The following is a 12782-nucleotide window of genomic DNA, read 5'->3' on the forward strand; positions in this document are numbered from 1 at the left end:
TCGATCAGCCCTTCCGCCCGAGCGTGTCGGCGGGCTCCGGCCGGTGCACGCCCCGCGGGCGGTAGCCGAGTGCGTCGGAGACGCCCGCGAGATCGGCGAGGTACCAGATCAGAGCGAGCCACATCTCCGTCCCCTGGAGGCCGGGAACGGTCTTCGGCAGGCCGGCCGTCGTGCGATGGGGAGCCCGGAATCCGAAGCCCTGGTGGTCCGTCCAGTGGCCGACGGCGTTCGTCAGCAGCGTGCGGGCGAGCTGCGTGACCTCGTCCGTCCGGTAACCGGTCCGGCGGGTCAGCCACAGCGGATGCGCGATGTCCAGGATGTTGCAGGCGTTCTGCTGCTCCGGGCGGACGACGCGTACGTCGCGTGCGTGGGTGAGCACCGTGTCGACGACCCGCTCCGGGTGGGGGAGCGGAACTCCGAACTGGGCGAAGGATCCCCGAGAGGCCCGGTAGAAGCCGTTGACGATCTGGAGCAGACCGTCCTCTTCCCGGGGCGATCCCCACATGCCGGTCCGCGGGTCGGCCCGCGTCAGCAGCCAGCCGAAGAGCGCCTCCACGGCCCCGGGCTGTCCCGGTACGCCGAGGGTGAGGTTCCAGTGGACGGCGGTGGACAGCACGTCGACCCAGTGCCCGGCTCCCCAGGCGTTCTCCTCCCAGGGTTGCCGGTCCAGTCCGGCGAGTATCTCCTCGGGCCGCGCCTCGGCGACGACGTGCACGGGGTGCTCGAAGCCGCTGCCGAGAAGATCGAGTGCGTGGCCGACGCTCAATACGTGGTAGTCGGCCTCCGGATCGAACAGTCCCTGGGCCGGGGGCCGTTGGGTGCCGTCGGGGAGCAGCGGGCCCACCATGCCGGTCCGCGGGTCCTGCCACTGCCGGAGCCGGTCGATCAGATCGGCCTGCGGCAGATGCAGGGGAGCGCGGCCGAGCAGGAGGCAGGAGATCTCGACGGCGTCGCACTGGGCGCGGACCGTGGGCGCCGCGTCAGGTGTGTCGACGAACAGCCCGCCGTCCGGCGCGGGCACGAAGCAGCGGTCGAGCAGCGCGTCGGCCTGCTCGCGGGCCCGGTCGGCGAACGCGGCCACCGTGGCGGCCAGATCGTCGGTGGGACCGGACGGCCGGGCCCCCGGAACACGCCATTTGAGGACGCGCGCCGGGTTGCCGCCGACGATCGCGCCCGCCGGAACATCCTTCGTGACCACCGCGCCAGCCGCGACGACGGCACGGTCGCCTACCCGCACCCCGTCCAGGATCACCACGTGTGACCCGATCCAGACGTCGTCGCCGACGCGGATACCGACGCTGGTCAGCGGCTGGCGGTGCACCTCGATGTCCGGGTCGGCATAGGTGTGGTTGAACCCCAGGAGCGAGGTGTGCGCGCCGATCCGTACGGAGTCGCCGAGTGCGATGCATCCTCGTACGACGGTGTAGGCGTTGACCGTGCAGTCGCGGCCTGCCGTGACGTCGCCGGTCAGGTAGGCGCCGGCCGCGACGGTCGTCCTGGCGCCCAGGCGAAGTGTGTCGTTCTGGACCGAGGCCAGCTCGGAGACGAAGCAGTCGTCCTCGACCGCGAATCCGGCGCGCTTGTTCAGTACGGCGCGGAACTCCGCCTGACGGGCGCGCTGTTCGTCGGTGGCCTCGGCCGGGAACAGCCAGGGCGAGAAGTCGAGACGGTGACGGTCGGCGGCGGGCGCGGCCGGGGAGGCCGGTTCCTGCCAGGTTTCGTCGGACATGTTCTTCCAATCCGGGCTGCGGGCTGCGGAGATCGTCGTGTGGCGATTCTGCGGCCTGCGCACGCATCGAAACCAGGGCGGGCCTATCCTTCAGTGCATGCCCCGCAAGAGCAGCACGCCTCGTCGGCTGGTCGCCGACGGGCGCACGTATCTCTGGACGCTCCTGCACAGCCACGACGTGACCGATCAGGGCAGGATCTGCCGCGAGACCCTCCGGCTGCATCCCCAACCGGCGGGCAGCACGGGCACGTTGCGCATCGTGTTCACCGAGGAACCCGGCCGGTTCGTCCCGGGCGGGGCGCCCTTCGGCTCGGGAGACGTCGGGCTCACCAGCGGCGCTTCTCTGAACCTGCACGAACCCGGCGCCGTCCGGGCCCTCCTCGACGAGGCGTGGGCGCGGGGCTGGCGGCCGGAGGGGCAGCGGTCCGTGGAGATCGACGGCTGGTCCCTGCTGGAGGCGGCGGCGTCCGCGCGTGCCGCGCAGGGCGGAGCCGGCGAGGGCCGAGCCGCCCCTGCCGTGACCGGGAATCCGGACGGGGCAGGGGCGCCGCGCCCGAACTAGCGGATGGTGACCTGGACGGTGTTGGAGACGGCCCCGCCGCCCACGATCCGGAGCTTGTTGAGCCCCTTGATGCCCAGCTTCACGCGCAGGTTGTAGGCGTGGCTGCGCGTGGTGTTCATGTGGATCGGAAGGCTGACCCACCCCTTCTTCTGCAACTGCTGCAGGGTGACGCGGGTGCCGGCCGCCATGCGCGTGGAGGAGCCGTACACACGGAACTCCTGCCACGCCTTGGCCGACTTGACCGTCGCCTTGGCCGACAGCGTCGGCTTCGGAGCCTGCTGCGGGGCCGAGGCCGCGACGGCCTGAGGCGCGGCGGCGTTGGCGGCGACCGGCGCCGCGGCGAGCGGCGCGGCGCAGATCAGGAGACCGGTGCCCACGGAGGCGATGCGTCGGGAGACAGGATGCACGGAGAGCCTTTCGACGGTGAACAGTGAACTGAACCGAAGGATCAAACCAGCGCAATATATGACAAATATGGTCGCGCGCTGAGCGGACATGCGGAACATGCGCGTGGCGACTTCGCCGCGTACGGCCCCGCCGTCCACCGCTCCCTCGCCGGGGCGGCCGGGCGCTGTATACCTGGGGCATGTCGAATGTCCGGCTGGCCTCGTCGCAGGGCAAATGGATCCTGCTCACCACCGTGCTCGGATCCAGCATGGCGATGCTGGACTCCACCGTCGTCAACGTCGCGCTGCCCCGCATCGGCGAGGACCTGGGCGCCGAACTCGCGGGTCTGCAGTGGACGGTCAACGCGTACATGCTGACCCTGGCCGGGCTGATCCTGCTCGGCGGGTCCCTCGGCGACTCCTACGGCCGGCGGCGCATCTTCGTGACGGGTGTCGTGTGGTTCGCGCTCGCGTCCCTCATGTGCGGGATCGCCCCGAACGCCGAGGTGCTGATCGCCGCCCGCGCCCTGCAAGGGGTCGGCGGAGCACTGCTCGGCCCCGGCTCGCTCGCGCTGATCCAGGCCTCGTTCCACCCGGACGACCGCAGCCGGGCGGTCGGCGTGTGGTCGGGGTTCGGCGGCATCGGCTCGGCCATCGGGCCGTTCCTGGGCGGCTATCTGGTCGGCGGTCCCGGCTGGCGCTGGGTCTTCTTCCTGAACATCCCGCTCGCCCTGCTGTGCGTCCCGGTCGCCCTGCGTCACGTACCGGAGTCGTCCGACGGGCGACGCCACGAACGCTTCGACGTCCTCGGGGCGGTCCTCGGGGCCGTCGCGCTCGCCCTGATCACCTACGCGCTCATCGAGGCCCGCAGCGGATCCTGGGCGGTGGCGCTCTGCGCGGTGGCGGGGGTGCTCGCGGGCATCGCCTTCGTCTACGTGGAGGGGCACCGGGCCGATCCGATGCTGCCGCCGGACATCTTCGCCTCCCGCCAGTTCACGGCGGTCAACCTGGTCACGCTGTGCGTGTACGCGGCGTTCGGCGGCTTCTTCTTCCTCACCGCGCTGCAGTTGCAGGTGGTGGCGGGCTTCTCGCCGCTCGCGGCGGGCAGCGCGCTGCTGCCGACGACGGCGCTCATGCTGGTGTTCTCGGCCCGTTCCGGCGCCCTGGCCGACCGGATCGGCCCGCGCATCCCGCTGACCGTGGGGCCGTTGCTGTGCGCGGCGGCGATGGTGCTGATGCTCCGCGTGGGACAGGACGCGAACTACCTCACGGACGTGCTGCCCGCCGTGCTGGTCATGGGCACCGGCATGGTCGTCCTGGTCGCGCCGCTGACGTCCACGGTGCTCGGCTCCGTCGACGCCTCCCGTGCCGGCCTGGCCAGCGGCATCAACAACGCGGCGGCGCGGGTGGCGGGTCTCGTCGCCGTCGCCGCGCTGCCGCTGCTGACCGGGATGGGGGAGGACGCGTATCGATCGGCGGATGCCTTCGGTTCGGCGTTCCGGCGGGCCATGCCGATCTGCGCGGCCGTACTGGTTGTCGGATCGGTGCTGGCGTTCACCCTCGTCCGCCGTCCCGCACCCGGCTGCGCCCGCCCGGAGTGCCGGACCCACGGCTCCGTCACGGCCCCGCCGCTGGAGGGCAAACGGGTGCGCAAGCGCGCCGCCTGAGCCGGAGGCGACGAGGCCGACACCGGTGCGGGCTCCCCTGGTCCGCCGCTACTTTCGTCCGCTCAGGAAGCGCAGCAGCAGGTCGGTCATCTCCCGCGGATGCTCCTCGTAGATCCAGTGACCGGAGTCGGGGACGACGACGGGGGTGACGTGTGTGGCGTAGCGGCGCACCTGCTTCGCGACCGCCGGGCCGAGGCTGCCGTCGGCGCCGATCGCCAGGACCGGCATGCTCAGGCGCTTCTTCCGGAACCGTGCGTTGTCGGCGATGTCCTGCGGGAACGCCCGGAACCAGTCGAAGCTCGCCTCCAGGTGCGCGCCGTCCCGCAGATAGGAGGCGAAGACCTCGAGGTCGTCCGGGGTGAGCGCGTCCTTGTGCACCGCGATGCTCCGCATGAAGCCCGAGGTCCAGGTCAGTTCGCGGCCCTCGACCATGCTCTCCGGGAAGTTCGACGGCAGCGAGAAGAAGCCGAAGTTCCACACCCCGGGCCCCTTCGCCGTCAGGGCGGGGAACTCGTAGACGCCCGCGTCCGGGATCGGTGCCTCGCTGAGCACGAGCCTGCGGACGCTGCCCGGGTACTGCGCGGCGTAGGAGTAGGCGACCATCGTGCCGATGTCGTGCCCGACGACGTTGACGTCCTCGTCCTTCCCGAGCGACACGAGGAGGGCGTGCAGCGTGGAGGCCATGGTCTTCTTGTCGTAACCGGTCCCGGGCGCGTCGCTCTTGCCCGCTCCGGGCAGGTCGGGAGCGATCACGGTGTAGTGCCGCGCGAGCGCAGGCATGACGGCGTGCCACTCGTACCAGGTCTGGGGGTAGCCGTGGATCAGCACGAGCGTCGGACCGTGGCCGCCGATCACGTAGTTGACGCCGGTCCCGGCGACCTCGGTCTTGTGTTCGCTGAAGCCGGTGGGCAGTTGCTCGCCGTGTGACACGGCCGGCTTGTCCGCCGCCGAGGCCGTGAGGGTGAGGGAGCCCAGGCACAGGGCCAGGGCGAAGAGCGCGGCCACCGGCCGACGGGATCTGGGCATGCGGAATCTCACTGACGTCTCCAAAGGACGCGAGGGGGAAGCGGGGCAGGAGGTGAGCGGACGGGATCCGTCGCGCCGCCACGCCGTGAAGCCGTCACGACGTGGCGGCACGACAGCGGATCGGACCGTCAGAGGGAGTCGACGAGGCCGCCGTCGATCACGAAGTCGGCGCCGGTGATGTTCGCCGAGGACGGGCCCGCGAGATGGACGACGAGGTCGGCGACCTCCGACGGGCGGGTGAAGCGGCCGGTCACCGCCTGGGCCGCCGCGCCGCGCGCCACCTCCGCGGGGTCGACGCCCCGGGACCGGCCGACGGTCGCGGCCACGCCGCCGTCACCCTGCCACAGCGCCGTCTCCACCGGGCCGGGGCCGACGGTGTTCACCCGCACTCCGCGCGGCCCGACCTCCTTGGACAGGGCCTTGCAGAAGTTGGTCAGCGCCGCCTTGGCCGCGCTGTAGTCGATGACGAGCGGGTCGGGCAGCCGGGCGTTGACCGACGAGACGGTGACGATGCGGCCCGCGCCGGTGGCGAGCAGATGGGGAAGGGCGGCCCGGGTGGCGCGGACGGCGGCCATGAAGTTGATCGTGAACGTCCACTCCCACTCGTCGTCCGTCACGCTCAGGAACCCCTCCGGGCGCGGCCGCACCGCCCCGACGTTGTTCACCAGGACGTCGATGCCGCCGTGCAGCGCGACGGCCTCGGCGACCAGCGCCGCCGGGCCGTCGGGCAGCGCGAGGTCGACCTCCACGACGGTGAGTTCGGCTCCCTGCTTGACGAGCCGGTCCAGGGCCTCGGTGCGTTCTCTCGTCCCCGCGACCACCCGGGAGCCGGCCGCGAGGAAGGCCTCGACGACGGCCAGCCCGATGCCGCGCCCGGCGCCGGTGACGACGGTGGTCCGTCCGGCCAGGATCCTGGAGGCCCCGGCCGCCCCGGAGGCCGGGGAGAGAGGGTCGCTCATCGCCCGTTCTCCTGGCCGTGCTTGCGCAGCCAGTCGAGCACGGGTGTCGCGACGTCCCGCCAGCCGCCGTCGATCGTCAGGGAGTGCCCGCGGTCGGGGAAGTTGAGGATGTCGGTGACGGCGTCCGAGTGCCGGTACTGCTTGAGCGTGGCGCGGGTGACGGTCTCGGGCACCGTGTGGTCTTTGCCGCCGGAGATGAGCAGCAGGGGACCGCGGCCGCTGTTCTCGGTGGCGACCTTCGCCGCCGAGTGCGGGTTGAAGTTGGCGGAGGCCGCCTCGTACAGCGGCTTTCCCGGCGCCGGAATGGTCCAGCGCTCGTACAGCGCCGTCGACTCCTCCTCCGGGATCGCGTTGCCGAAGGCGAACCGGAACTGCTCCTCGGTCAAGGAGACGGACCGGTGCTTGTTGGCGGGGTTCTTGAAGACGGGGAACGTCGCCTTCAGCGCGGACAGCGGCAGCGGCAGAACACCCTTGATCTGCGCGGCGTCGATCGCGACCGCCGCGGCGGCCCGGTCCTGGCCGAGCAGCTTCTGCGCGATCATGCCGCCGAACGAGTGCCCGATCAGGATGGGCCGCGTCGGCAGGTCGGCGATCAGGTTCGCGTAGTGCTCGACGACGTCGTCGATGCCGTGGTCGGCGATGCTCTCCGGGTTCTGCCGTGCTTCCTCGACGGTGTCCGGATCGCCGGGCCAGCCCGGGGCGGACGGCTCGTAGCCCTCGCTGCGGAACAGGTCGATCCAGGGCTGCCAGGAGGAACTGTGCAGCCAGAGTCCGTGGATGAAGACCACGGGAAGCGGAGCGGTCATGATCGATCCCTTCTTCTACGGGCGTATCGACCCGGTGTGCCACCAGGAAAACGGCAACTTCACCGCCTCGCACCGGGGTTGGACCCCAGTGGTTCAGGTTCGGCTCACCCCGGCCGACTCGCCGCGGCGTCCGCTCTCCACTCGCTCGGCGACGTGCCGTACGCGGCGCGGAACGCACGGCTGAAATGTGCCGCGTTGGTGAAACCCCAGCGCCGGGCCACCGCCGCGACGGTGGGGGCGGCCGGGGAGCGGCGGGACAGTTCGGTGCGGCATGCGTGCAGCCGGCGGTGCTGGATCCAGCGGGCGGCGGTGGTCGACTCGCCCTCGAAGAGCCGATGGAGGTAGCGGACCGATATCCGGTGCTCGCGGGCGATCGACGCCAGGGTCAGATCCGGATCCGCCAGATGCAGGTCGATGAAGGCCTTCAGCCGGAGCAGCAGCGCGAGACTGCCACCCGGGGTGTCCTGCGTCTCCTGGTCGAGCCGCTCGGCGAGGAGCGTTCCGACGAGGCTCACGGCATTGGCGGCCAACTGCTCGCCTGCCGTGGCGTTGACGTCGGGCGCGTGGTCGACCAGACCCTGGAGAAAGGGCAGGATCACCTTCCCAAGCCCGGCATCGCGGTGCACGGCGGTCGCGGTGACCCGCCGGAGGTCCGACTCCGGCTGCGGGAGCAGCGAACGCGGCACCAGAAGCACCTGCATACGAAACCGCTGGGGAAAGCGCAGGGTGTAGGGGCGCGTGGTGTCGTACAACGCCAGGTCGTCCGCGCCGATGTCGGTGCTCCGGTCATCCTGTTCCACCCGGGCGCGCCCGCTGCGCTGAAGACCGACGTACACGAAGTCGGCGCTGTCCCGGGCGATCAGCTGCGGAGTGCGGTCGACCCGGCCGCGGTCGCAGTCGACGGTGCTCACCTGGAGCGGGCCGACCTGGCTGCTGCTGATGCGGCCGTCGAACGGCTCGTCCTTGGGGAGGGTGATCCGCAGCGGGACGAAGGTACGGAAGACCTCTTCCTGCCAGTGCTCCAGCCCCTCACTGCCGTGCGACGACCGCACCGAGTGCACAACGCTCATGTCACTTTCCCCAGGTCGTGTGACGAAGGCATCGCAGGTGGAGCCGTGGATCGGGCGGACATCGAAGCGCTTCGACCGACGCCGGACGTCCACGCATGAAGTATCGACTTCCCCGGCGCGCGGACGCGAGGATTCCGCACTGCTGGTCCCGCGGCGCGTTCACTGGGAGCACAGCATGTGTGCACGATCGGACAAGCCCCTCGCCCCGCACCTCTCTAGGGTGCGGTGTGCCACGGCCCATGGGGATGGGCGGGCAGGGGAGGGGTGCGCGTGTCGCCGTACGCGTCGGGGGAGTCTCATGGAGTGGTCCGGACCCACCGTCCCGCCGAACCACCGCTCGTCGGCCGGGACGCCGAGCGGGCGGAGATCGGAAAGCTGATCGCGTCCGTCCGCGACGGCTTCAGCGCCGTCCTGGTGCTCGACGGCGACGCGGGAGTCGGCAAGTCCCGGCTTCTGCGGTACGCGGCCGAGTCCGCGCAAGACCTGACGGTCGTCGCGCTGGTCGGGGTGGAGGCCGAGACCCGGCTCGGCTACGGAGCCCTGCACCGGCTCCTGCGTCCTCATCTGCACCGGCTGCCCCTGCTGCCGCAGCGTCAGCGTGACGCGCTGAACGCCGCGTTGGGACTGACCGACGCCCCGCCCTCCGACCGACACCTGGTCGGACTCGCTGCGCTGACTCTGCTCTCCGACGCGGCCACGGCGACACCGATGCTCTGCCTGGTCGACGACGTGCAGTGGCTGGACCGCGAATCGGCGGAGACCCTCGCGTTCGTCGGCAGACGCCTCTACGCGGACTGCCTCGGACTGCTCTTCGCCGGGCGCGAGGACGCCGGCGGCGGCCTCGACGTGTTCGCGGACCTGCCCGCGCTCCGGCTCGAAGGGCTCGCGCGCGCGGAGGCCAGAGCCCTGCTGGCCGCCGGGGTGCGCAGCCACCTGGACCAGGAGGTGGCCGAGCGACTCGCCGCCGGGACCGGAGGCAACCCCCTCGCCCTCCTCGAACTCGCGGTGAACCTGCCCTCGGAACAACTGGCCGGCGTCGCCCCGCTGCCCGAGCCCCTGCCGGTCAACCGCCAGCTCGAAGAGCACTTCCGGCGAGCGGCGGCCCTGCTGCCCGCGGACACCCGGACGCTGCTGCTCCTCATGGCCACGACGCCGACGGACGACCAGGCGGCGCTGTGGCGGGCGGCCGGCGCCCTCGGACTGTCCGTGCGCGCCGCCCGGCCCGCGGTCGCCGCCGGGATACTGAACCGGGGCACCACCGCCGAGTTCCGCCACCCGCTGATCCGCTCGGCGGTCCACTCCGCGGCAACCGCCGACGAACTGCGCCGAGTGCAGACGGCCCTCGCCGCCACGAGCGCCCCCGAGCGGCGGGCCTGGCATCTGGCCGAGGCGGTCGACGGCCCGGACGACACCGTGGCCGCGGAACTCGAAGCCGCCTCCGAACGGGCCCAGGCGCGCGGCAAGTACTCCGAACAGGCCCTGGTCCTGACCCGCGCGGCGGAGATGACCACCCATCCCGGCAGGCGTGCCGAACGGTATCTCGACGCCGCGGCGGCCCACCTCACCTCCGGCAATCTGCCCGCCGTCCAGCCGCTGCTCGAACTCGCCACACCCGCCCTGACCGGCCCCGTGGGGCGGGCCCGCGCGACACGGCTGCGGGCCGCCGTCGAGATGGTCCGCGCCCGCCCGCGCGAGGTACCGGCGATGCTCCTGGACGCGGTGGCCGACCTCGGCGCCGCCGACCCCATGGCCAACTGGGAGCTGCTCCGCGAGGCGACACACGCGGCGATCATCGGCGGCCGGACGATCACGGGCACGACACCCCGCGAAGTCGCCAAGACCGCCGCCGACGCCTGGCGCGAGGGCGAACTCCCGTCCTGGAGCCCCGACCCGCTGATGGCGGCGATGGCCCGGCTGATCGCCTACGGCTACGCCGAGGGAGCCGGACCCGTGGCCGACGCCCTGGCCCGGCTGCGTACCGCCGGCGAACTCCGGGACCCCAACACGTTCAGCACGGTCGTCAGCATCGCCGGGGACGAGCTGTGGGACATCGAGGCCAAGCGGGAGATCCTGGAGGGGCTGATCACCGCGAACCGCGAGCGCGGCGCCGTCCTCGGCCTCGGCATCGCCTTGGTCGCCCTGTCCACCGTGGAGATCTGGGACGGCCGCTTCGCCGTGGCCGAGCGCTGCTTCAACGAGTCCGACGACTACATGGCCGCGACCGGATTCAGCGTCGCCGGAGACTTCCACCGGGCCCTGCTGTACGCCTGGACCGGCCAGGAGAAGGAGCTGCGGGCCGCGGTCGCCACCCTGCGCGCCCTGTCCGAGGAACTGGGGCTCGCGACCAACCGGCGCTGGATCGCCCAGGCCCTGAGCATCTACGAGATCGGCCGCGGCCGGTACCGGCAGGCGCTCGACGCCCAGCTCGCCGTGTTCCGCGAACACCCGCTGATCCTCGGTGACATCAACCTCGGCGGCATGGTCGAGGCCGGACTGCGCGCAGGCCGTCGCGACGCCGCCGACCTGGCCATGGAACGCCTGGAGGAACGCGCCCCACTGGCCGGAACCCCGTGGGCGCTCGGCCTGCTCGCCCGCTGCCGCGCCCTGATGACCGACGACGACCGCGCCGAGCAGCTGTACCTGGAATCGATCGCCCAGCTCGAAAAGGTGCCGGTGGCCGTCGAACTCGCCTGGTCCCGGCTGCTGTTCGGCGAATGGCTCCGTCGGCGCAGGCGCCGGGCCGACGCGAGGATCCAGCTGCGGGCCGCGTACGAGTCCTTCGCGTCCTGGGGAGCGGCCCCCTTCGCCGAACGGGCCCGGGCGGAGCTGCTGGCCACGGGAGAGAAGGCGCGCAGGCGAACGGCCACGACCCGGCTCGACCTCACCCCGCAGGAACGACACGTGGCGACCCTGGCCGCGTCGGGACTGACCAACGCCGAGATCGCCGGGCGGCTGTTCGTCACCACGTCGACCGTCGAGTTCCACCTCAGCAGGGTCTTCCGCAAGCTGGGCATCACCTCACGCAGGCAGATCGGGGCCGTGCTGGGGGAGCCCGCCGTCGGCGATCGATGACGGACCGTCGACGGATTGTCAGACCCGCCTGGGATGCTCCGGGACATGGAGATGACAGTGCAGCTGACGATCGACTGCTCCGATCCGCAGCGAATGGTGGCGTTCTGGGCCCAGGCCCTGGGCTACGTGCCGGAACCCGCGCCGACCGGGCACGCCACGTGGCGTGCCTACTGGGCGTCGGTGGGAGTGCCCGAGGAGGAACTGCCGGCCGGCGCCGGAGACGTCCCGGAGTCGATTGTCGATCCTGAGGGACGCGGCCCTCGGGTGTGGTTCCAGCAGGTTCCGGAGCCGAAGGCCGCCAAGAACCGGTGGCACTTCGACCTGAAGGTCGGTGGGGGCCGGGACGTCCCGCTGGACGTCCGCACCCAGCGGGTCAGGGCCACGGTGGACCGTCTGGTCGCGGCCGGTGCCACGGTGCTGCAGGTCAAGGACGAGCCGGACACGGGGTTCTACGCCACGGCCCTGCAGGACCCCGAGGGCAACGAGTTCGACGTCGTCTGACAGCCGTCGCGGCGACGGGGAGGGAGCGTACGCGGGATGAAGCGGAGTCAGCGGGCCGCCGGCGCGGTGGTCGGCGCGGCCGTGGGGGACGCCCTGGGCGGACCGTTCGAGTTCGGGCCCCGGGGTGTGTTCTCCGCGCGGTTCCCCGTGCCGGGAGGCGGCGGTGAGATGGGCGGGGGCGGCGGCTGGGATCCCGGCGAGGCGACCGACGACACCCAGATGGCCGTCCTGGTCGCGGAGTCGCTGCTGGAGCGGGACGGACTGGATCCGCCGGACATCTTCGCCCGCTTCCAGCGCTGGGCGGCGGCGGAGCCGAAGGACATCGGGCTGCAGACCGAGGACGTCCTGACCAACGGCATGCCCTGGGACCTCGCCGCCCCGATCCACTTCCAGGTGACCGGACGAGCGGCGGGGAACGGCTCGTTGATGCGGGCGTCGACCTCCGCGGTGCACTTCGCGGCGGCCGGCCCACGGGCCACCATGGACGCGGCCCGCCGCATCGCCGCCCTCACCCACGGCGACCGCGCGGCCTGGGAAGGCACCGCGATCTTCCACGAACTCGTCCGTGTCGCCATCGAGGGCGCCGACCCCCTCGCCGCGCTCCCGGACACCCTGGACCTCGTCCACCCCGACCACCGCACCCGCTACGCGACGGTCCTCGCGCCGGACTGGCACCCCGACCGGGCCACCGAGTTCAACGGAGCGGTCTGGCCCTGCCTCGGATCCGCGGTGTGGGCCCTGCGCACCACCACCGGCTTCGAGGACGCGATACGCGCGGCGATCGACCTCGGCGGCGACACGGACACCGTCGCCGCGGTCACCGGCGGCCTCGCGGGCGCGTACTACGGCCTGGACGCCGTCCCCGGCCATTGGACCTCGCCGCTCCACGTCCCCCTCCCGGGATTCGACGGACGGGTCCTGCGCCTGGCCGACCTGCTCCACCTCGCACACCGCCTGGAGGGACGGCGGTGAACCCGTCCGGTTGCTGTGGTGTTCAATCCATG

The 12782-nt window shown here is 72.0% G+C and carries 11 protein-coding genes; 5 read left to right on the forward strand and 6 right to left on the reverse strand.

Annotated elements, in window-relative coordinates; genetic code table 11:
* Nucleotides 1-4: 4 nt before the first annotated feature.
* Nucleotides 5-1729: an acyltransferase gene (locus ABZ930_RS21065; RefSeq protein WP_361549851.1), complete on the reverse strand. Its 1725-nt coding sequence runs from the start codon at nucleotides 1727-1729 to the stop codon at nucleotides 5-7.
* A 97-nt stretch (nucleotides 1730-1826) separates the two neighbouring features.
* On the opposite strand from ABZ930_RS21065, the gene ABZ930_RS21070 reads away from it, so the two are divergent.
* Complete coding sequence (locus ABZ930_RS21070; protein ID WP_361549853.1) at nucleotides 1827-2291, forward strand: hypothetical protein; 465 nt, start codon at nucleotides 1827-1829, stop codon at nucleotides 2289-2291.
* Here ABZ930_RS21070 and ABZ930_RS21075 read toward each other — a convergent pair.
* Nucleotides 2288-2668: a hypothetical protein gene (locus ABZ930_RS21075; RefSeq protein ID WP_361549855.1), complete on the reverse strand. Its 381-nt coding sequence runs from the start codon at nucleotides 2666-2668 to the stop codon at nucleotides 2288-2290. The genes ABZ930_RS21070 and ABZ930_RS21075 overlap by 4 nt on opposite strands.
* Nucleotides 2669-2877: 209 nt before the next feature.
* On the opposite strand from ABZ930_RS21075, the gene ABZ930_RS21080 reads away from it, so the two are divergent.
* The gene (locus ABZ930_RS21080) at nucleotides 2878-4344 is read left to right on the forward strand and encodes an MFS transporter (protein ID WP_361549857.1); all 1467 of its coding nucleotides are present in this window, start codon (nucleotides 2878-2880) and stop codon (nucleotides 4342-4344) included.
* Between the two features lie 48 nt (nucleotides 4345-4392).
* Here ABZ930_RS21080 and ABZ930_RS21085 read toward each other — a convergent pair whose 3' ends face one another.
* From ABZ930_RS21085 to ABZ930_RS21100, 4 genes are all read right to left on the reverse strand, one after another.
* On the reverse strand, nucleotides 4393-5370 hold the full coding sequence (locus tag ABZ930_RS21085) for an alpha/beta hydrolase (RefSeq protein ID WP_361549859.1): 978 nt from the start codon (nucleotides 5368-5370) through the stop codon (nucleotides 4393-4395).
* Nucleotides 5371-5498: 128 nt separating this feature from the next.
* The gene (locus ABZ930_RS21090; RefSeq protein ID WP_361549861.1) at nucleotides 5499-6329 is read right to left on the reverse strand and encodes an SDR family NAD(P)-dependent oxidoreductase; all 831 of its coding nucleotides are present in this window, start codon (nucleotides 6327-6329) and stop codon (nucleotides 5499-5501) included.
* Nucleotides 6326-7135 carry an alpha/beta fold hydrolase gene (locus ABZ930_RS21095; protein ID WP_361549863.1) on the reverse strand — a complete coding sequence of 270 codons (810 nt, stop codon included), beginning with the start codon at nucleotides 7133-7135 and terminating at the stop codon, nucleotides 6326-6328. The genes ABZ930_RS21090 and ABZ930_RS21095 overlap by 4 nt, the downstream gene beginning before the upstream one ends.
* Nucleotides 7136-7239: 104 nt before the next feature.
* Complete coding sequence (locus tag ABZ930_RS21100; protein WP_361549865.1) at nucleotides 7240-8205, reverse strand: helix-turn-helix domain-containing protein; 966 nt, start codon at nucleotides 8203-8205, stop codon at nucleotides 7240-7242.
* 303 nt (nucleotides 8206-8508) lie between these two features.
* On the opposite strand from ABZ930_RS21100, the gene ABZ930_RS21105 reads away from it, so the two are divergent.
* From ABZ930_RS21105 to ABZ930_RS21115, 3 genes are read left to right on the forward strand one after another with little or no spacing between them, the layout of a single operon-like run.
* A complete protein-coding gene (locus ABZ930_RS21105) occupies nucleotides 8509-11277 on the forward strand; it encodes a LuxR family transcriptional regulator (protein WP_361549867.1) in 2769 nt (922 codons plus the stop codon).
* 45 nt (nucleotides 11278-11322) lie between these two features.
* Nucleotides 11323-11778 carry a VOC family protein gene (locus tag ABZ930_RS21110; RefSeq protein WP_361549869.1) on the forward strand — a complete coding sequence of 152 codons (456 nt, stop codon included), beginning with the start codon at nucleotides 11323-11325 and terminating at the stop codon, nucleotides 11776-11778.
* A 36-nt stretch (nucleotides 11779-11814) separates the two neighbouring features.
* Entirely contained in the window at nucleotides 11815-12750 is a 936-nt protein-coding gene (locus ABZ930_RS21115; RefSeq protein WP_361549871.1) for an ADP-ribosylglycohydrolase family protein, read from the forward strand.
* The last annotated feature ends 32 nt before the right edge of the window (nucleotides 12751-12782 follow it).

It is taken from the genome of Streptomyces sp. NPDC046716, assembly GCF_040645755.1.
Lineage (GTDB): Bacteria > Actinomycetota > Actinomycetes > Streptomycetales > Streptomycetaceae > Streptomyces.

What these genes read in the sequence shown, in the direction of transcription:
- ABZ930_RS21110 (WP_361549869.1), top strand. Translation starts at nt 11,323, where the DNA reads ATGGAGATGACAGTGCAGCTGACGATCGACTGCTCCGATCCGCAGCGA.
- ABZ930_RS21065 (WP_361549851.1), bottom strand. Translation starts at nt 1,729, where the DNA reads ATGTCCGACGAAACCTGGCAGGAACCGGCCTCCCCGGCCGCGCCCGCC.
- ABZ930_RS21080 (WP_361549857.1), top strand. Translation starts at nt 2,878, where the DNA reads ATGTCGAATGTCCGGCTGGCCTCGTCGCAGGGCAAATGGATCCTGCTC.
- ABZ930_RS21100 (WP_361549865.1), bottom strand. Translation starts at nt 8,205, where the DNA reads ATGAGCGTTGTGCACTCGGTGCGGTCGTCGCACGGCAGTGAGGGGCTG.
- ABZ930_RS21085 (WP_361549859.1), bottom strand. Translation starts at nt 5,370, where the DNA reads ATGCCCAGATCCCGTCGGCCGGTGGCCGCGCTCTTCGCCCTGGCCCTG.
- ABZ930_RS21115 (WP_361549871.1), top strand. Translation starts at nt 11,815, where the DNA reads ATGAAGCGGAGTCAGCGGGCCGCCGGCGCGGTGGTCGGCGCGGCCGTG.
- ABZ930_RS21095 (WP_361549863.1), bottom strand. Translation starts at nt 7,135, where the DNA reads ATGACCGCTCCGCTTCCCGTGGTCTTCATCCACGGACTCTGGCTGCAC.
- ABZ930_RS21070 (WP_361549853.1), top strand. Translation starts at nt 1,827, where the DNA reads ATGCCCCGCAAGAGCAGCACGCCTCGTCGGCTGGTCGCCGACGGGCGC.
- ABZ930_RS21090 (WP_361549861.1), bottom strand. Translation starts at nt 6,329, where the DNA reads ATGAGCGACCCTCTCTCCCCGGCCTCCGGGGCGGCCGGGGCCTCCAGG.